This is a genomic window from Azovibrio sp. (genome assembly GCF_049658005.1).
Lineage (GTDB): Bacteria > Pseudomonadota > Gammaproteobacteria > Burkholderiales > Rhodocyclaceae > Azovibrio.
In genome coordinates this window covers 1-18145 of the sequence record NZ_JBASOH010000127.1, presented here as the reverse complement: position 1 = coordinate 18145, position 18145 = coordinate 1, and the positions used below count along the sequence as shown (strand labels likewise).

21 protein-coding genes are annotated in these 18145 nt (G+C 65.1%); 15 read left to right on the top strand and 6 right to left on the bottom strand.

What is annotated here, in order from left to right; all coding sequences use genetic code 11:
- From WBH99_RS12340 to nifM, 7 genes are all read left to right on the top strand, one after another.
- On the top strand, positions 1-236 hold a 236-nt coding region (locus WBH99_RS12340), incomplete at its 5' end, for a NifU family protein (protein WP_424220399.1).
- 45 nt (positions 237-281) lie between these two features.
- The gene (gene nifS, locus WBH99_RS12335; protein WP_424220398.1) at positions 282-1490 is read left to right on the top strand and encodes a cysteine desulfurase NifS; all 1209 of its coding nucleotides are present in this window, start codon (positions 282-284) and stop codon (positions 1488-1490) included.
- Between the two features lie 275 nt (positions 1491-1765).
- A complete protein-coding gene (gene nifV / locus WBH99_RS12330; RefSeq protein ID WP_424220397.1) occupies positions 1766-2920 on the top strand; it encodes a homocitrate synthase in 1155 nt (384 codons plus the stop codon).
- Positions 2913-3758: a serine O-acetyltransferase gene (gene cysE / locus WBH99_RS12325; RefSeq protein ID WP_424220396.1), complete on the top strand. Its 846-nt coding sequence runs from the start codon at positions 2913-2915 to the stop codon at positions 3756-3758. Before nifV ends, cysE begins: the two co-directional genes overlap by 8 nt.
- 75 nt (positions 3759-3833) lie before the next feature.
- Complete coding sequence (nifW, locus tag WBH99_RS12320) at positions 3834-4172, top strand: nitrogenase-stabilizing/protective protein NifW (RefSeq protein ID WP_424220395.1); 339 nt, start codon at positions 3834-3836, stop codon at positions 4170-4172.
- Positions 4169-4654 (top strand): nitrogen fixation protein NifZ, encoded by a 486-nt coding sequence (locus tag WBH99_RS12315; protein ID WP_424220394.1) that lies wholly within the window; start codon positions 4169-4171, stop codon positions 4652-4654. Before nifW ends, WBH99_RS12315 begins: the two co-directional genes overlap by 4 nt.
- Positions 4638-5471, top strand: coding sequence for a nitrogen fixation protein NifM (nifM, locus tag WBH99_RS12310; RefSeq protein WP_424220393.1), 834 nt, complete (start codon positions 4638-4640; stop codon positions 5469-5471). Before WBH99_RS12315 ends, nifM begins: the two co-directional genes overlap by 17 nt.
- A 20-nt stretch (positions 5472-5491) precedes the next feature.
- On the opposite strand, the gene WBH99_RS12305 is transcribed toward nifM, so the two are convergent.
- The 4 genes from WBH99_RS12305 to nifL all read right to left on the bottom strand — a co-directional run bounded on the left by WBH99_RS12305 (position 5492) and on the right by nifL (position 9455).
- Positions 5492-5770, bottom strand: a complete 279-nt coding sequence (locus WBH99_RS12305; protein ID WP_424220392.1) for a nitrogen fixation protein NifZ — start codon at positions 5768-5770, stop codon at positions 5492-5494.
- Between the two features lie 14 nt (positions 5771-5784).
- Positions 5785-6114 carry a (2Fe-2S) ferredoxin domain-containing protein gene (locus WBH99_RS12300; protein WP_424220391.1) on the bottom strand — a complete coding sequence of 110 codons (330 nt, stop codon included), beginning with the start codon at positions 6112-6114 and terminating at the stop codon, positions 5785-5787.
- 180 nt (positions 6115-6294) lie between these two features.
- Positions 6295-7929, bottom strand: a complete 1635-nt coding sequence (gene nifA, locus WBH99_RS12295; protein WP_424220390.1) for a nif-specific transcriptional activator NifA — start codon at positions 7927-7929, stop codon at positions 6295-6297.
- Positions 7926-9455 (bottom strand): nitrogen fixation negative regulator NifL, encoded by a 1530-nt coding sequence (gene nifL, locus WBH99_RS12290; protein ID WP_424220389.1) that lies wholly within the window; start codon positions 9453-9455, stop codon positions 7926-7928. Before nifL ends, nifA begins: the two co-directional genes overlap by 4 nt.
- 295 nt (positions 9456-9750) lie before the next feature.
- On the opposite strand from nifL, the gene rsxA reads away from it, so the two are divergent.
- From rsxA to WBH99_RS12255, 7 genes are read left to right on the top strand one after another with little or no spacing between them, the layout of a single operon-like run.
- Positions 9751-10329: an electron transport complex subunit RsxA gene (rsxA, locus tag WBH99_RS12285; RefSeq protein WP_424220388.1), complete on the top strand. Its 579-nt coding sequence runs from the start codon at positions 9751-9753 to the stop codon at positions 10327-10329.
- A 10-nt stretch (positions 10330-10339) separates the two neighbouring features.
- A complete protein-coding gene (locus tag WBH99_RS12280; protein ID WP_424220387.1) occupies positions 10340-10867 on the top strand; it encodes an RnfABCDGE type electron transport complex subunit B in 528 nt (175 codons plus the stop codon).
- An 11-nt stretch (positions 10868-10878) separates the two neighbouring features.
- Positions 10879-12393 carry an electron transport complex subunit RsxC gene (gene rsxC / locus WBH99_RS12275; protein WP_424220386.1) on the top strand — a complete coding sequence of 505 codons (1515 nt, stop codon included), beginning with the start codon at positions 10879-10881 and terminating at the stop codon, positions 12391-12393.
- Positions 12390-13490, top strand: coding sequence for an RnfABCDGE type electron transport complex subunit D (locus WBH99_RS12270; protein ID WP_424220385.1), 1101 nt, complete (start codon positions 12390-12392; stop codon positions 13488-13490). Before rsxC ends, WBH99_RS12270 begins: the two co-directional genes overlap by 4 nt.
- A 1-nt stretch (position 13491) precedes the next feature.
- Positions 13492-14100, top strand: coding sequence for an electron transport complex subunit RsxG (rsxG, locus tag WBH99_RS12265; protein ID WP_424220384.1), 609 nt, complete (start codon positions 13492-13494; stop codon positions 14098-14100).
- 11 nt (positions 14101-14111) lie between these two features.
- On the top strand, positions 14112-14783 hold the full coding sequence (locus WBH99_RS12260; RefSeq protein ID WP_424220383.1) for an electron transport complex subunit E: 672 nt from the start codon (positions 14112-14114) through the stop codon (positions 14781-14783).
- 17 nt (positions 14784-14800) lie between these two features.
- Positions 14801-15073, top strand: a complete 273-nt coding sequence (locus WBH99_RS12255) for an RnfH family protein (RefSeq protein ID WP_424220382.1) — start codon at positions 14801-14803, stop codon at positions 15071-15073.
- 66 nt (positions 15074-15139) lie between these two features.
- Here WBH99_RS12255 and WBH99_RS12250 read toward each other — a convergent pair whose 3' ends face one another.
- Positions 15140-15475, bottom strand: a complete 336-nt coding sequence (locus tag WBH99_RS12250; protein WP_424220381.1) for a thioredoxin family protein — start codon at positions 15473-15475, stop codon at positions 15140-15142.
- A gap of 133 nt (positions 15476-15608) precedes the next feature.
- Positions 15609-16910 (bottom strand): DEAD/DEAH box helicase, encoded by a 1302-nt coding sequence (locus WBH99_RS12245; protein WP_424220380.1) that lies wholly within the window; start codon positions 16908-16910, stop codon positions 15609-15611.
- 130 nt (positions 16911-17040) lie between these two features.
- Here WBH99_RS12245 and WBH99_RS12240 point away from each other — a divergent pair.
- Positions 17041-18145, top strand: a 1105-nt coding sequence (locus WBH99_RS12240) for an NYN domain-containing protein (RefSeq protein WP_424220379.1), incomplete at its 3' end; no start/stop codon positions are given.

The following is an 18145-nucleotide window of genomic DNA, read 5'->3' as shown; positions in this document are numbered from 1 at the left end:
GCATCAAGCGGATCGAGGAAGTGCTCGAATCCGTGCGCCCCATGCTGCAGCGCGACCATGGCGATGTGGACTTGGTGGAAGTCCAGGGCAAGATGATCTACGTCAGCCTCAAGGGCGCCTGCTCCGGCTGCATGATGGAAGCGGCCACCCTGGGCGGCATCCAGCAGAAGATGATCGAAGCCCTCGGCGAACTGGTCCAGGTGCTGCCCGTTTCCTACATGCCCGTAGAGGCTTGAGCCAGAACCCCGCGTGCAAGCGCCCCCATCCCGACAGGAACTGCCATGGAACCCATCTATCTGGACAACAACGCCACCACGCGGGTCGACCCCGTCACGGTGGAAGCCATGCTCCCCTTCTTTACCGAGCATTTCGGCAACCCCTCTTCCATCCATGCCTTTGGCAGCCAGGTGGGCAAGTCCCTGAAACTGGCCCGCCAGCAGATTCAGGCCCTGCTCGGTGCCGAGCATGACTCGGAAATCATCTTTACCTCCTGCGGCACCGAGTCCGACTCCACCGCCATCCTCTCCGCCCTGAAGGCCCAGCCGGAACGCAACACGGTGATCACCACCATGGTCGAGCACCCGGCCATCCTCACCCTGTGCGAATGGCTGGAGAAGGAAGGCTATATCGTGCACAAGCTCAAGGTGGACAAGAAGGGCCGCATCGACATGGACGAATACAAGTCCCTGCTCCATGACCGGGTCGCCATCGTCTCGGCGATGTGGGCCAACAACGAAACCGGCACCTTGTTCCCGGTCGAAGAAATGGCCGGACTGGCTGCCGCCAGGGGCATCATGTTCCATACCGATGCGGTCCAGGCCGTGGGCAAGATTCCCATGAACCTCAAGGACAGCAAGATCGACATGCTCTCCCTCTCCGGCCACAAGCTGCATGCCCCCAAGGGCATCGGCGTCCTGTATCTGCGCCGCGGCTGCCGTTTCCGTCCGCTACTGCGCGGCGGCCACCAGGAGCGCGGCCGGCGGGCCGGCACCGAGAATGCCCCGGCCATCGTCGCCCTGGGCAAGGCCGCCGAGCTGGCCATGGAACATCTGGAATTCGAGAACACCGAAGTCAGGCGCCTGCGCGACAAGCTGGAAAAAGGCATCCTGGCCCGGGTCACCCACGCTTTTGTCACCGGCGACCCGGCCAACCGGCTACCCAACACCTGCAACATCGCGTTTGAATATGTGGAAGGCGAAGCCATCCTGCTGTTACTCAACAAGGCAGGCATTGCCGCCAGTTCCGGCTCCGCCTGCACCTCGGGGTCGCTCGAACCCTCGCACGTCATGCGCGCCATGGGCATCCCCTACACCGCCGCCCACGGCACCATCCGTTTCTCCCTCTCCCGCTATACCACCGAAGCCGAAGTGGATCGGGTCATCGAAGCCGTCCCCCCCATCATCGCCCAGTTGCGCAAGCTCTCCCCTTACTGGACCGAGAAGGGCCCCCTCGCCCATCCGGAACAGGCTTTCGCCCCGGCCTACGCCTGATCCTTGTTTTCAGTAGTCCTCACCTCACCCCGGCGGTCGTCGCAAGACGCCCCGGGGATTTTTTTGCCCCGCCTGGCCCGGACGCCTGCCAGCAAAGCGCCGCAGGCGGCAGCCGGCAATCCGCCCCCGGTCGTGCTTGTCAGAAATACGACACAGCCCGCTCCATCCCCGCCAAAGCGCCGGCCGCAAATTTGCAAGCCATTGAATCAACGTGAGTTTATTTCTGGCATCCGCCTTGCTAATGACTTTCTACCTACCGCTTTTTCGAGGCCGCCATGCAGGCAGTCACTATCAACGACACCACCCTGAGGGACGGCGAACAATCCGCCGGGGTGGCCTTCTCCCTGGAGGAGAAGCTGTCGATCGCCCTGGGGCTGGACGCCATCGGCGTACCCGAGCTGGAAGTGGGCATCCCGGCCATGGGCGCCGAGGAACGCCAGAGCATCCGCGCCGTGGCCGACCTGGGCCTCCAGGCCCGGTTGATGGTCTGGTGCCGCATGCACCCCCTGGACCTGGCGGCCTGCGCCGGTCTGGGCGCCCGGATGGTGGATATTTCCGTCCCCGCCTCGGACCAGCATCTGTCCTACAAACTCAAGAAGGATCGCGCCTGGCTGCTGCAGACCCTGCCCGAATATGTGGCCCGGGGCCGGGATCTGGGCCTGGAGGTGTGCATCGGCTGCGAGGATGCCTCGCGCGCCGATCCGGACTTCCTGCTGGCGATTGCCGCAGTCGCGGCCCGGGCCGGCGCCATGCGCCTGCGCTATGCCGACACCCTGGGCATCATGGAACCCTTCGGCCTGCACGACATCATCAAACGACTGGTCAGCTGCTCGGGCCTGGCCATCGAAATGCACGCCCACGACGACCTGGGCCTGGCCACTGCCAATACCCTGGCCGCGATCCGGGCCGGCGCCACCCACGTCAATACCACGGTCAACGGCCTGGGCGAGCGGGCCGGCAATGCCGCCCTGGAAGAAGTGGTGCTGGGCATCGAGAAATTCCACGCCGGCACGACCGGCATCAGCCTCAAGGGGTTTCCCGCCCTTTCGGAACGGGTGGCCCGGGCATCCGGCCGGCCGATTCCCTGGCAAAAAAGCATCATCGGACCCGGCGCCTTCACCCATGAGGCCGGCATCCATGTCGATGGCCTCCTGAAGGACCCCCGCAATTATCAGGGCTTCGATCCCATGGAAGTGGGGCGCAGCCACCGTATCGTCCTCGGCAAGCATTCCGGCCACAAGGCCGTGATGGCCGTCTATGCCGGCCTCGGCGTCACGCTTTCCGAAGCCATGGCCCGGGAACTGGTGGGGGCCGTGCGCGCCTTCGTCATCGCCGCCAAGCGTCCCCCGGAAGATGCCGAACTCCTGGAGCTGCTCCATGCCCGACCGTCCGCCCCCTCGGCCTTTACGGAGGATGGCCCCCATGCCTGAAACTGCCGCCCTGCCCCTCTGCGCCGCCCGCCCGCCCACCGTGGGCCTCTGGGCCCAGATCCGCGAAGATCTCGGCTGCGTCTTCGAGCGTGACCCGGCCGCCCGCAGCACGCTCGAAGTGCTCACCACCTACCCGGGCCTGCACGCCATCCTGATGCACCGGCTTTCCCATCGCCTGTGGAAGCGTCAGTTCCGCTTCCTGGCCCGCCTGCTTTCCTTCCTGGCCCGCACCTTGACCAACGTCGATATCCACCCCGGAGCCCGGATCGGCCGCCGCTTCTTCATCGACCACGGCGCCTGTGTCGTGATCGGCGAAACCGCCGAAGTCGGCGACGACGTGACCTTGTACCACGGCGTCACCCTGGGCGGCACCTCCTGGAGCAAGGGCAAGCGCCACCCCACCCTGGGCGACGGGGTGGTGGTGGGAGCCGGCGCCAAGATTCTCGGCCCCATCGAGGTCGGCGACCGGGTGCGGGTCGGCGCCAATTCGGTGGTGGTCAAGAATGTGCCCAGTGACCGCACCGTGGTCGGCGTGCCCGGCCGCATCGTGCCGACCCGGGCCGGTTCGCCCCGCCCGGCCAATGGCATCAGCCTGGACCATCATCTGCTGCCCGACCCGGTGGCCAGGTCCATCACCTGCCTGCTGGAGCGTATCGAACTCCTGGAGGGCGAGTTGAAGGCCATCAAGCGGGGCCAGCCCCTGGCCGACACGCCCGATGCAAAGGGCGAACGCTGTGGCGTGTGCACGGCAGGCGAGCTGTGCTGCGATCATGACGCGCGGGATACCCAATCCGCCTCAATCCGCTCCAACCCGCTGAGCGCCCTGCCCCATGGATAACCTGGATTTTTCCGAAATTCCACCCCCGCCCGGAGGTGGAGCACGCGTTACCCCTGACTGCCTGAGGAGATTCAAATGGACACCCTGACCCTGGACGAAGCCCTGGAAGAAATTTCTACCGCTGAAGACTTCCTCGAATACTTCGGCGTTGCCTTTGAGCCCAGCGTGGTGCAGGTAAACCGCCTGCACATCCTGCAGCGCTTCCACGACTACCTGGCCCGCTACGCCAGGGAAATGCCCGCCGATGACGCCGGCAGGACCGCCATCTACAAGCAGTGGCTTGCCCAGGCCTACGACGACTTCGTCAAATCCGACGCCCTGACCGAAAAGGTTTTCGCCGTGTTCCAGAACACCCCCACGCCGGAAGGCGGCATGTCCTCCTTCGTGCCGCTCGACAAGGTTTTCCGCACATGAGACCGAGGTGGAAAATCGATGACGAAGTGCGCGTCGTCCGCAATGTCCGGGACGACGGCACCTTCCCCGGCGCCGATGTGGGCGAACTGCTGGTGCGGCGCGGCAGTACCGGCCTGGTCCGGGACATCGGCACCTTCCTCCAGGATCAGATCATCTACACCGTGTTTTTCTACGAAGAAAACCGCCTGGTCGGCTGCCGGGAAGAGGAGTTGCTCGGCATCGACGAGCCCTGGGTCCCCTCCAGGTATGAATTCCGGGAAAAAGTCAGCAGCCTCGCCGACCTCAAGGTGGGTGGCGAGCTTCTCATCCATGCCGGCGATCCGGGCGAAATCATCAAGGTGATCCGCGACCATCCCGCCGGCCTCATCTACCACGTGCATTTTGATACCCTGCCGGGGCGGGTGCTGCAGATTCCCGAAGCCATGCTCGCCCCTCTTCACCCGGCAGATCAGCGCGGAGCCAACCATGCAAGCCTATCTTGAGCTCAAGATTTCCTGGGAATTGTTCAAAAAAGTCCCGGCAGCCCTGAACCCCGCCGAGCAGGCCAAGCTGCACAAGATCAGCGTGCATCAGGCCCGCATCGAAGCCCTGATCCTGGGCGCTCCGGAGGCCGCGGGGGTGATGGTGCCCTGGCCTGCGGTAGAGGCACGCCTCAAGGAAATCCAGTCCCGCTATCCGGACCGGGACGAATTCCTGGCCGACATGCGCGCGCACCACTTGAGCGAATCCAGTCTGGTGGACGCCATCAACCGCGATCTACGCCTCGAAACCGTTCTGGAGCGGGTTTCCGCCACGGCCGGAATGGTTTCCGAAGTGGAGGCGGAAATTTACTTCCGGCTCCATCCGGCCGCCTTTCAACGCCCGGAAATGCGGCGCATCCAGCACATCCTGATGACGTTTGATTCTCCCGGGGAAAAGGCCAGGGTGCAGGCCACCCTGAACGCCCTGATTCCCGCCCTGACCGACCACGAAAGCTTCGCCGCCCTCGCCCTCAAGCATTCCCAGTGCCCCTCGGCCCTGGAAGGCGGCGTGATCGGCCTGGTCAAACCCGGGCAACTCTATCCCGAACTGGAGACGGTGGCCTTCGCCCTCCAGGCCGGCCAGGTTTCAGCTCCCACGGAATCCCCGATGGGCTGGCACCTGCTGCGCTGCGATGCCATCGAGCCCGGGGAAACCCTGACATTTGCCGCCGTGCGAGAACGCATCATCGAACGCCTCGGAGAGGCCCGCCGGCAAGCGGCGCAAAAAGCCTGGATCCAGGCACTCCTGCAGGCCGCCGGCAACCGCCAGGCGGCCTGAAAGCTGCCGCGCCGGCCGCTTCAGACGGCCTGCTGACGCAGGATTGCCGCTTCGGCTTCGCTCTGGATCAATTCGTCCGGAAGGCAGCCGACAGGCCCACCGAGCAGGCCATCTTCGCCTTCAAAGCGCACCAGAAAGATGGCCTGCCGCTCATCCGCCTCGATCACGCCGGTCTGAACGATCACACCGCGTGTGCCGGCACGGGCCAGCAGGGCATCCTCGGGCAGATCGGGAATGCCGCCATCATTGAACAGCGCTTCCTTGCAGAACACGATATCGCCGATTTCACAGTAGAGCATTGCGCCATCCATGATCAACCCCACACTTCCCTGGGCGCCAGCAGACGTTGCACGGGCTGATCAAACATCAGGTGCTCGTCGATCAGGACCGCCACATCCTCGGGCTTGACGCCGGTGTACAGGATGCCCTCGGGATAGACGAGAACCGTGGGACCCAGATGACAAGGCCCCAGGCAGCCGGTGTTGGTGAGCAGATAACCCGAGGCCCAGAGATTGCGGTTCTGGAATTCCCCGGAAAATTTCTGATAGACCTCATTGCAGCCCTTTTCCTGGCAGGAACCCCGGGGGTGGCCGGGGGGACGCCCCTGGACGCAGACGAGCACATGTTTTCTGGGTTTGGCCATATGACCTCCTTGAATGAACCTTGAATGAACTTGAGAGACTTGACTAGCAAACACAGTGCCAGCAAAAAACCCTTTTATTTCATCACCTTCCTCATCATGAACCTCACCATGAGGCGCCGCCTCTCCCTCCCTTTGTCAGATCTGCAACAAAGGGGAAAACAGGGAAAAGGGACGGCGGGATCAGAACTGCTTGACCTCGATATTCAGCGTCTGAATCCGGTAGGCGATCTGCCGGGGGGTCATGTTCAGGATGCGGGCCGCCTTGGCCTGCACCCAACCGGCTTGTTCCAGGGCCGCAATCACCCGTTCGCGCTCTGACAGATTGGGGTCATCCGGCGCGGCGGGTTCGCCCGTTGGCGCAGGCACCGCCGCAGCCCTGACGGGTGCGGCCAGGGGCACGCCCGCCCGCTGAGGCATGCGTTCCCGGCCGGGGAAGCGGATCAGGTCCCCGTCGATGGTCCCGTCTTCCGACAGCACCGCCGCCCGCTCCAGGCAGTTTTCCAGTTCCCGCACATTACCCGGCCAGTCGTAATTGGCCAGGCGGCGCAGGGCGCTGTCGGTGATGGTGAGCTTGCGTTTTTGCACATTGCCCACCTTGGTGAGCAGGTGGCGGCAGATATCGGAAATATCCTCCAGCCGGTCGCGCAGGGGCGGCAGGTAAAGGGGCATCACGTTCAGGCGGTAGAACAGGTCTTCGCGGAAATCGCCCATGTCGACGGCAGTTTCCAGATCCCGGTGGGTTGCGGCGATGATGCGCACATCCACCTTGATGCTGCGGCTGCCGCCGACCCGCTCGAATTCCCCTTCCTGCAGCACCCGCAGCAGCTTGGCCTGGAAGGCCGGCGAGATTTCGCCGATTTCATCGAGGAACAAGGTGCCGCCGTCGGCCTGCTCGAAGCGGCCCTTGCGGCTACCCACGGCGCCGGTGAAGGAGCCGCGCTCGTGGCCGAACAGTTCCGACTCCAGCAGATTTTCCGGCAGGGCGGCGCAGTTGAGCTTGACCAGCGGCCCCCGGGTCCGGGGCGAGTTGTAGTGGATGGCGTTGGCGATCAGTTCCTTGCCGGTGCCGGTTTCGCCCCGGATCAGCACCGTGGTGTTCCATTTGGCCACCAGCCGCACCTGCTCGAACACCCGGCGCATCACGGCGGAATGGCCCACGATGCTGTCGAAACCATGCTGATGCCGCACGGTGCGGCGCAGCAGGTCCCGCTCTTCGAGCAAGGAGCGCTTTTCCTGTTCCACCTGCAGGGAAAGCCGCAGACTCTGGCCGATCAGGTTGGCGATCATTTCCAGGAAGCGGGCCCGGTCTTCCAGCAGGGGATCATCCTCCACCACCGGCTGCACGGCCAGCACCCCCTTGAGGCTGCCGGCCACCTTGATGGGCACGGCGATGAAGGGCAGCCCCGGGTCGTAAACCCGCATCTTGTTGATGAAACGTAGATCGTCCCCGACCCGCTGCAAGATGATGGTGCGGCTCTTTTCCATGGCAAAACCGATGATGCCCTCGCCGGACTGGTAGCGCACCGATTCGAAATGACCGGGATCGACCCCATGCACCGATTGCACCAGCAGGCTGCCATCCGGTTCCACCACACTCACCAGGCCCCGGCTCAGGCCGGCAGACTCATCGAGAATGCGCAGCACTTCCTGGATGGTTTCCCGGTAATCCAGGGAGCGGGACAGGACCTGACTGACCCCGTACAGGGCATCCATCTGGGAAAGATGCAGTTCGTGCGTCTCGCACACGCCGGAAGTCTCGCCGCCCAAGGCATAGGCGTGCCCCTCGGAACACTTGCCGTGATTTTCCTCGTTCATTCCAGCCCTCCTTGCAGCGGCAGATCCACCTGGGCCCGGCAACCGCCCCCGGGCGCGTCCAGCAGGTCCAGGAAACCGCCGTGGTCGGTCACGGCCTGCTGGGCCCGGGGCAAGCCGGTGCCCAGATGCTGGCCCTGCTTGCCCCGGGTGGTGAAGAAGGGTTCAAACACCTTGAGTTGCAGTTCGGCGGGAATGCCCGGCCCCCGGTCGTCGATGCAGACGCGGATCTGCTCACCCACCAGCGCCGAGGACAGGCTCATTTCCCGCTGCTTCCAGCCCCGCTGGGACAAGGCGTCGATGGCGTTGTCCACCAGCACCTTGAACAGGGAGCGCAATTGCATGGGCCGCCCCAGGATGCCCGGCAAGGTGGGCATGGGCTGCCAGGTGACGATGATGCCGTTGGCCAGCAGCCGCGGGGTGCAGACGTCGAGCACGTCGCGCAGCACTTCGTTGATGTTGACCGGCGCGGCCGCTTCCCGGGTGTCATGGGGAATCAACTGGCGCAGCTCTTCCAGATGGCGGCGCCCCTCGCTCAGGGCGGAACTCAGGGCACCGGACATGGCGGGCTCCCGGCTGCAAAGCATGTTGATGGCGGAACTCATGACATTGAGCGGGCCTTCGAGCTGGTACAGGGCGGCAGACAGGCTCTCCCGCAGGGCCGCCGCATGTTCTTCCTCGGCCATCAGGCTGCGCAGGGCGGCCAGACGGGCCTGCTCCTGGCCCAGGCGCAGCGCGCTCACGTCACTGGCGACCAGCAACAGGTAATGTCGGGAAGCTTCGGCATAGAAGCCATCGGCCCGCTCATCCTGAGCGGCAATGGGCAGGGCGGAACAGGAGAACCAGCGTGGCAAGGCGCCGCCGGGCCGGTCGATGCGCAGTTCCCGGGGCGGCAGCCGGGCCGGGCCGGCCTGGCCCAGCAGTTCCTCGCGCCAGGCCGGCAACGCCGCTTCCAGCAACACATGGGCAGGCTCACGGGCAGGCTCACCGCCCCCCAGATCGGTGAGCAGCTTCTTGTACTCCTGGTTGTCCAGGACCACCCGCCCGGTTTCGTCCAGCAGCGCCAGGGCCACCGGGGCCCCATCCACCACCGATTCAATCAGGGCCTTCTGGTTGCGCACCCGATTGGCCAGGCTGTGTAGTTCGGAAACATCCCGGTGCATGCCCAGGAAGTGGGCAATATTCCCCGCTTCATCGAGCACCGGCGCAATGGCCAGCTCCGCCAGATACTGGCTGCCATCCTTGCGGCTATTGAGCAGGCGCCCGGTCCAGGGGCGCCCGCTGGAAAGGGAATGCCACATTTCCTGATACACCTCCCGGGGCGTGGTGCGGCTGGAAAGGATGGATTCATTCTTGCCTTCCGCCTCCACCGGGCTGTAACCGGTAACCCGGGTGAAGGCCTCATTCACATAGAGGATATTGGCGCGCGGGTCCGTGATGGAAATCGCCACATCGGCCTGAGCCACCGCCTGGCGGAATATTTCCGGGGGCAGGTCGGTACATGCCTTGGGGGGAGGCTTCAAATTCATGGGTGGACTCCCGGACTTGAGATCGATGGACCCGGATTCAGCACATTCCATGCCACCAAAAGTTTTTTTGACCGACCCCCGCGCCAATACTGGCTTGTCGGGCTTTGGCAGCAATCCCACAGAAAACCCTGTCGGTTTTGCGACAAAAACAGCCCGGCTTTTGCACCGGTCTGGTGCAAAAGTATCCGCGAGCCGCGCCAATGTGACGATTCGAGCCGCCCCAGGGTGAAATGGCGAAAGCTGGCATACGCATTGCAGAAGGGGGGCATTGCAATCCCTGTCGAGACTCGCCGCCATGAGCGAACTGATCCTGCTACTGATCTCCACCGCCCTGGTCAACAACGTGGTGTTGATCAAATTCCTGGGCCTCTGCCCGTCCATGGGTGTCTCCAAGAGCATGGACAGCGCCCTGGGCATGGGCATGGCGACCACCTTCGTGATCACCCTGGCCGCCGGAGCCAGCTGGATGCTGGAGCACTGGTTGCTGGTGCCCTATGAACTGGGCTTCCTGCGCATCCTCACCTTCATCCTGGTGATTGCGGCCGTGGTGCAATTCACCGAGATGTTCGTCAAGAAAACCAGCCCCGGCCTGTACCGCTCCCTGGGCATCTACCTGCCCTTGATCACCACCAATTGCGCCGTGCTCGGCGTGGCCCTGCTGAATGTCCAGCAAGGCTTCAGCTTCTTCAAGAGCCTGGCCTACGGCTTCGGCTCCGCCCTGGGCTTCACCCTGGTGCTGATGATCTTCGCCGGCCTGCGCGAACGCATCGCCCTGGCCCGGGTACCGGTCGCCTTCAACGGCGCCCCCATCGCTTTCATCACCATCAGCCTGCTGGCCCTGGCCTTCATGGGCTTCTCCGGCCTCAACATCTAAGGAAATCACGATGATCGCCGCCATCCTCAGCCTCACTATTCTCGGTGCCGCCCTGGGCTTGATCCTGGGCATCGCCGGCCGTTTCCTCGCGGTCGAATCCAACCCCATCGTCGATGAAGTCGAAGCCCTGCTGCCCGGTACCAACTGCGGCCAGTGCGGCTTTCCCGGCTGCTCCGGCGCGGCCGCCGCCATCGCGGCGGGCTCTGCGCCCGCCAGCTGCTGCCCCCCTGGCGGCAAGACGACAGCCGTGGCCATCGCCGAAAAGATGGGCCTTGCCCTGGACCTCGCCGCCGTCGCCGATACAGGCCCGAAACTGGCCACCATCGCCGAAGACCTGTGCATCGGCTGCTGCCGCTGCATCAAGAACTGCCCCACCGATGCCATCCTGGGCGCCCCCAAACAGATCCACAACGTCCTCAAGGAAGCTTGCACCGGTTGCAGCGCCTGCATCGACCACTGCCCCACCGAAGCCCTGGTGATGCAGCCCGTCCCCATCACCTTGCAGCATTGGGTCATGCCCAAGCCGCTGGCCGCCTGAGGAATGCCGACATGGGCCTGATGGAAAAACTCTTCGGTCGCGATTGGGGCATCCACCCCGACGATCACAAGCGTCCCGCCGCGGACGCGGTCACCCGCACCATGCCGGTGCCGGAACGCCTCTTTGTTTCGCTCTCCCAACATCTGGGCGCTCCGGCCCGACCGGTGGTGCTGGTCGGTCAAAAAGTGCGCAAGGGCGAACGGCTGGCAGACCCCCAGGGCGCCGTTTCCGCCGCCATTCACGCCCCCACCTCCGGCACCATCACCGCCATCGGTGAAATCCCCGCGCCGCATCCCTCGGGCCTGCCGGTGCTGGCCATCACCCTGGAAGCCGATGGCCTGGATGCCTGGGCCGACCTGGAGGGCCTCAACGATCCCTTCCTCCTGCCCCCGGCGGAAATCAGCAAGAAAGTGGCCGAAGCCGGTGTCGTCGGCCTGGGGGGCGCCACCTTCCCCGCCGCCCTGAAACTCTCCTTGTCGGAAAAAGCCAAGGTCACCACCCTGGTGATGAATGGCGGCGAATGCGAGCCCTATCTATCTTGCGACGACCGGCTGATGCGCGATAGCGCCGCGGCCATCGTGGACGGCATCGGCCTGATGCTGCATGCCACCGGCGCCACCCAGGCCCTGGTCGGCATCGAGGACAACAAGCCGGAAGCCATCGCCGCCATGCAGCAGGCGGCGGCCGCCCAGCCGCACATCCGCATCTGCCCGGTGCCGGCCCGCTACCCCATGGGTTCGGAAAAGCAGCTGGTGCAGGAACTGACCGGCCACGAAATCCCCGCCGACGGACGCCCCGGTGACGTGGGCGTGGTGGTCCACAACGTGGGCACGGCCTGGGCGGTGCATCAGGCCATCCGCTTCGGCCGGCCCCTGGTGGCTCGCCTGATCACGGTCAACGGAGGCTGCGTTGCCCAGCCCGGCAACATCATGGTGCCCCTGGGCACCCTGGTGGAAGAGGTGCTGGCCTTCGCCGGCGGCCTCAACAGCGCCCCGGCCCGCCTGGTGATGGGCGGCCCGATGATGGGCATGTCCCTGCCCCAGGCCCGGGTGCCGGTGGTCAAGGGCAGTAGCGGCATCCTGGCCCTCAGCGCCGCCGAGGTGGCAGAGCGGACCGAAGAGCCCTGCATCCGCTGTGCCACCTGCGTCGGGGCCTGCCCCATGGGCCTGCTGCCCCTGGACATGGCCCGCCACATCCAGGCCAACGACTTGAAAGGCGCCGTCAAGACCGGGCTCAAGGACTGCATTGCCTGCGGCTGCTGCGCCTATGTCTGCCCGGCCCACATTCCCCTGGTGCAGTATTTCAGCCATGCCAAGGGCGAACTGAGCGCCCAGGAGCGGGAAAAACTGCGCCAGGAGTCCACCCGGAAACTCGCTCAGAGCCGCGCCCAGCGCCTGGAGCGGGAAGCCCGGGAAAAAGCCGAAGCCGCCGCCCGCCGCAAGGCCGAACGCGCGGCCCAGGCGGCCGCCACCCCGGAAAGCCAGGCCCCCTCCAATCTGCCAGCCCCTCAAGGAGCGACCGCATGACTCCCTTTGCCTACACCGCCGTCCAGACCGTGGCATCCCCCCATGCCCATGGCGGCAACGCAGTCAGCCGCACCATGCTGCGCGTCCAGCTGGCCTTGACCCCCGCCACGGCCTACGCCTTCTGGCTGTTTGGCTGGCCCGCCTTTTTCCTCTGGCTGATCACCCTGGGCGCCTGCCTGCTGTTTGAATTCATCAGCCTGCGCCTGATGGGCGTCCCCCATATCCGCCGCACCCTGGGCGACAGTTCCGCCCTGCTCACCGGCTGGCTGCTGGCCCTGACCCTGCCGCCCTGGGCCCCCTGGTGGGTCGGGGTGATCGGCGCCTTCATTGCCATCGTGATCGGCAAGCAGGTATTCGGCGGCCTCGGCCAGAACGTCTTCAATCCAGCCATGGTGGCCCGGGTGGCCCTGCTGATTTCCTTCCCCCTGCCCCTGACCCAGTGGGTAACGCCGCTCCCCCTGACGACCCTGGCTGCCCCGGGCTTCATCGCAGGCCTGCAGATCACCCTGGCCGGCCTGCCCCCCCCGGATGCCATGGCCAGCGCCTCCCTGCTGGGCTACGCCAAGACCGAACTTTCCCGGGGGAGCGACCTGGTCCAGGCCCTGGCCGCAGGCCATGCTCCCCTGATCTCCTGGATCGGCATCCGGGCCGGCAGCCTGGGCGAATCGAGCGCCTTGCTGCTGCTGGCCGGCGGCCTGTTCTTGCTGGCTACCGGCGTGATCCGCTGGCAGATTCCCCTGGCCGTGTTTGCCGGCCTGGCGATCCCTGCCGCCATTGGCCACGCGCTTGATCCGGCCCACTACCTGGGCGTCATTCCCCATGTACTGTCCGGGGCGGCCGTGCTGGGCGCCTTCTTCATCGCCACCGATTACGTCACTTCGCCCACCACGGCACCGGGGCAACTGATCTTCGGGGTCGGGGTCGGCCTGCTGACCTGGGTGATCCGCACCTACGGCAGCTACCCGGAAGGCATGGCCTTCGCCGTGCTGCTGATGAATGCCCTGACCCCCATCATCGACCGCTATACCAAACCCCGCATCCTGGGCCGTACCCGGGCGGGCAAGCCCCTGGATATTCCCGCCAAGAAGGGAGCCTGAGATGAATCTGGACAAAATCCGCGAAAAGACCGGCTACCAGCCGCTGTTACTGGGCCTTGTCGCCCTGCTCGCCTCGGCCTCCCTGGCCTGGGCCGCCCATGCCACCAAAGACGCCATTGCCGCCGCCGAAGCCAAGGACCTGCGCGACTCCCTTTCCCAGGTACTCCCGCCTGGCTTCGCCGACAACGACCTGCTCGGGGACACCATCGAATTGGCACAGGCCGATGGCAGCAAACGCCTGATCTACCGCTCCCGCAAGGCAGGCCAGCTCAACGGGGCCGTGTTCAAGGTGGAGGGCAAGGGTTACGCCGGCCCGATCCAGATCCTGATGGCGGTGGACCAGGAGGGCAGGATCCTGGGTGTGCGCGTTCTGAAACACACGGAAACCCCCGGCCTGGGCGACAAGATCGATGTGGGCAAGGGGGGCTGGGTCAAGACCTTCGACGGCAAGTCCCTGGACGATCCCGCCCCCGAACAGTGGGCCGTGAAGAAAGACGGCGGGGTTTTCGACCAGTTCGCCGGGGCCACCATCACCCCCCGGGCCGTGGTCAAGGCCGTCAAGGGCGGGCTGGAATTCTTCAGCCAGCACAAGTCCGAAATTGAGGGTTAAGGAGCAAGACCATGAGCGACAACCTCGGCACCATCGTCAAGAACGGCCTCTGGGAAAACAATGTGGTTTTTGCCCAGATGCTGGCCCTCTGCCCCACCATGGCCGTCACCACCAGCGGCACCAACGGCCTGGGCATGGGCCTGGCCACCACCGCCGTACTGGTGGTTTCCAACATCATCGTGTCGCTGATCAGGAAGACCGTCAGCGACCAGGTCCGGATTCCCGTGTTCGTGGTCATCATCGCCACCCTGGTGACGGTGGTGGACATGGCCCTCAATGCCTGGCTCCACGAACTGTACAAGGTGCTGGGCCTGTTCATCGCCCTGATCGTGGTGAACTGCGCCATCCTGGGCCGCGCCGAGGCCTTTGCGGTGAAGTCCGGTGTCACCGCCTCGGCCGTGGATGGCCTGGCCATGGGCCTCGGCTTCACCGGTGCGCTGACCTTGATCGGCCTGATCCGGGAATTTCTGGGCAGCGGCACGCTGTTTGCCCAGGCCTCCCAACTGCTCGGCCCTGGCTTTTCCTTCCTGGAGGTCCAGGTCGCGGGCTATGGCGGCGCCCTGCTGATGATCCTGCCCCCCGGCGCCTTTGCCGTGCTGGGCTTCCTGCTGGCCGGCAAGCGCATCCTGGATGACCGCCTGGCCGCCCGCAGCGTTGCCGCCACCACGCCCGCCACCGCCTGACTCACGGAGAACAGACCATGCAGATCGGCATTGCCTATTCCGAGCCCACCCAGCAGGTGTGGCTGAATATCGAAGTTCCCGAGACCACCACGGTCAAGGAAGCCATAGTGCGCTCGGGCATCCTCGGACAGTTCCCCCACATCGATCTGGAAACCCAGAAAGTGGGCATATTCGGCAAGCTAGTCAAGCCGGATGCCCCCCTGAAACCCGGTGACCGGGTGGAAATCTACCGTCCCATCATCGCCGACCCGGCCACGGTACCGCGCCGCGACACGGGCGAAGCCGAGTAAACACCTCGCCGCCGCGCCGTAGCGGTGGTGATCCCCGGAGGCGAGGCACCGGAGGCGAGGATGGCGCTACGCCGTCGGCGCCTTGCGCTGGCGAAGCGCGGCCGTGATCGCCCCGGCTTCGGTCGGCCTTTCCAGACGGGCAACTTCATGGCCATCCTGCAGCAAGATCAGGGTCGGCCAGCGCTTGACGCGGAAGGAACGACCGAGAGGGCGGCCGGGGCCGTCTTCGATTTTCAGGTGCCGGATCGCCGGCTCGCCAGCCAGGGCGCGGGCCAGGGGTGCTTGCGCTGCCTGGCAGTGGGGACACCAGGCCACGCCGAATTCCAGCAGGGTCAGGCCAGGCAGGGCATCGATTTCAGCGCGTTCGGGCTGGGTGGTGGCATAGTCAAGTGGGCGGTTCATGCTGGCTCCTGCGAAGGACGGGTCAAGTTGTAACAACAAACCGCTGGCGGCTGGCGGCTGGAATTTCACCACGGCGCGGTTGATGCCGGCAAGCTCAATCCCGGATCAGGATGCCCCGGCCTTCAAACCCCTGCTAGCGGGAACGGCTCTTGCCTGGTTTGCGGACGGGAATCACTGCGTCAAAGCCTTCCCATTGACTCGAAACCGGCTTGCCCGAACGCCTACCCTGGGTTTTTGCGGGCTTGGCCGGCTGGGGTTTGCCGGGGGCCAGCGCAGCAGCGGCACCGGTGAGGGGCACCCGGTGATCCGGGGCAAAGCCGTGGATTTCCTTGCGCTCCAGGGTCCGGCCAATCAGGGTTTCGATGGCGGCAAGCAGGTTCACTTCATCGGCACAGACCAGGGAAATGGCTTCGCCGGAGGCGCCGGCCCGGCCGGTGCGGCCGATGCGATGGATGTAGTCTTCGGCCACCGTGGGCAGGTCAAAATTCACCACCAGGGGCAGATCGTCAATATCCAGGCCCCGGGCGGCCACGTCGGTGGCGACCAGAATCTGCACGGCGGCGGCCTTGAAGCGTTCCAGAGCCTTGAGGCGGCTGGCCTGGGGTTTGTCGCCGTGAATGGAGTCGGCGTGGATGCCCCGAGCCTGGAGGGTGGCGACCAGCTGCTCGACGCCCTTGCGGGTCTTGACAAACACCAGCACCTGGCCCCAGCGCTGTTGCTTGAGCAGGTGACAGAACAATTCGGGCTTGTTCTTCTTGTCCACCGGGGCGAGCCACTGCTTCACCTTTTTGGCGGTACTGTTGCGCGGACTGACTTCGATCCGCAGCGGCTGGCGCAGCAGCCGGGTGGACAGGGCGCGGATGTCGTCGGAAAACGTGGCGGAAAACAGCAGGGTCTGGCGCTGTTTGGGCAGGGCGGCCAAGACCTGTTCCAGTTCCTTGGCGAAGCCCAGGTCGAGCATCCGGTCGGCTTCGTCCAGCACCAGGGTTTCCACCTGCAGCAGGCTCAGGACCTGTTGGCGGTGCAGGTCGAGCAGGCGGCCGGGAGTGGCGACCAGCACATCGACGCCCCTGGCCAGGGCGGTGATCTGGGGGCTGATGCTGACGCCACCGTAGGCGGCGTAGGTGCGCAGCACAAGAAAATGGCCGTAGTCGCGAAAGCTTTGATGGACCTGTTCGGCCAGTTCCCGGGTGGGCACCAGCACCAGGGCCCTCACTTCGCCGGCCTGCACCGCCCCCTGGGTCGCCAGGCGCTGCAGGATCGGCAAGGCAAAAGCGGCGGTCTTGCCGGTGCCGGTCCGGGCCGCCGCCATCAGGTCCCGCCCGGCCAGCACGGCCGGAATGGCCTGGGTCTGGACCGGGGTGGGCTGCTGGTACCCCAGCTTTTCCAGCGCTTCGAGCAGGGGAGGAATCAGGCCGAGGGAGGCAAAGGTCATGGCAAAGGGCACCCGGATCAAAGCAGCGGAGTTTACCCGGCCCGGCCCCGGCCTGTACAAACATGCGGCAAGGGACAGGCCGGATCCGTCAGGGTAAACTCCGGGCATCCCTTTCACCCGAGATCCGCCCATGGCATCCACCCCTGAAAACGTCAGCATGGCCCTCTTTTGCGACTTCGAGAATGTCGCCCTGGGCGTGCGCGACGCCCAATACGAAAAATTCGACATCAAACCCGTGCTCGAACGCCTGCTGGTCAAGGGCTCCATCGTGGTGAAGAAGGCCTATTGCGACTGGGACCGGTACAAGGTCTTCAAGGCCACCATGCACGAGGCCAATTTTGAATTGATCGAGATTCCTCATGTGCGCCAGTCAGGCAAGAACTCCGCCGACATCCGCCTGGTCGTGGACGCTCTGGACCTCTGCTATACCAAGTCCCATGTCAACACCTTCGTCATCATCTCGGGGGATTCCGACTTCTCGCCCCTGGTTTCCAAGCTCAGGGAAAATGCCAAGCAGGTCATCGGCGTGGGGGTGAAACAATCCACGTCCGACCTGCTGATTGCCAACTGCGACGAATTCATCTTCTACGATGACCTGGTGCGCGACCGCGAAGCCAAGCGCAGCGCCAGCCCCAAGGACAGCCCGCGCGAAGCCAATGGCAGACGCGGCGAGGACGACAAAAAGCGCAAGGAAGAACTGGAAATCCGACGCAGCAAGGGCATCGAACTGGCCATGGCCACCTTCGAGGACCTGATGGCCGAGCGTAGCGACACCGAAAAACTCTGGGCCTCGGTGCTGAAGGAAGCCATCAAACGCCGCAACCCTGGCTTCAACGAGTCCTACTACGGCTTCAAGGCCTTTGGCAACCTGCTCGAGGAAGCCCAGAACCGCGGCCTGATCGCCTTCGGGCGGGATGAAAAATCCGGCGCCTATGTGTTCCGCAGCAGCCCCCCCCAGCCCCCCGAGACTTCAGCCAGCCCGGCCCCCGCCCCCGCCCCCGCCCCGCTGGAGCAAGATAGCGCCCTGACCGGCAGTGCCCCCCTCCCCGGCACGGAAACCGAGCCGCCAAAACGAAGCCGCAGCCGCTCCGGAAGCAGCCCCGCCTCAGGCAAGCCGGCCAATCAGGGCCGGCGCCGCAAGGCCGCCCCCCAGGAAGCCGAAGCCCCCGCGTCGACCACTCCCGAACCGGCCCCCGTGACCCAGGACACCCCGCCCGCCATCGCCACCCATGATG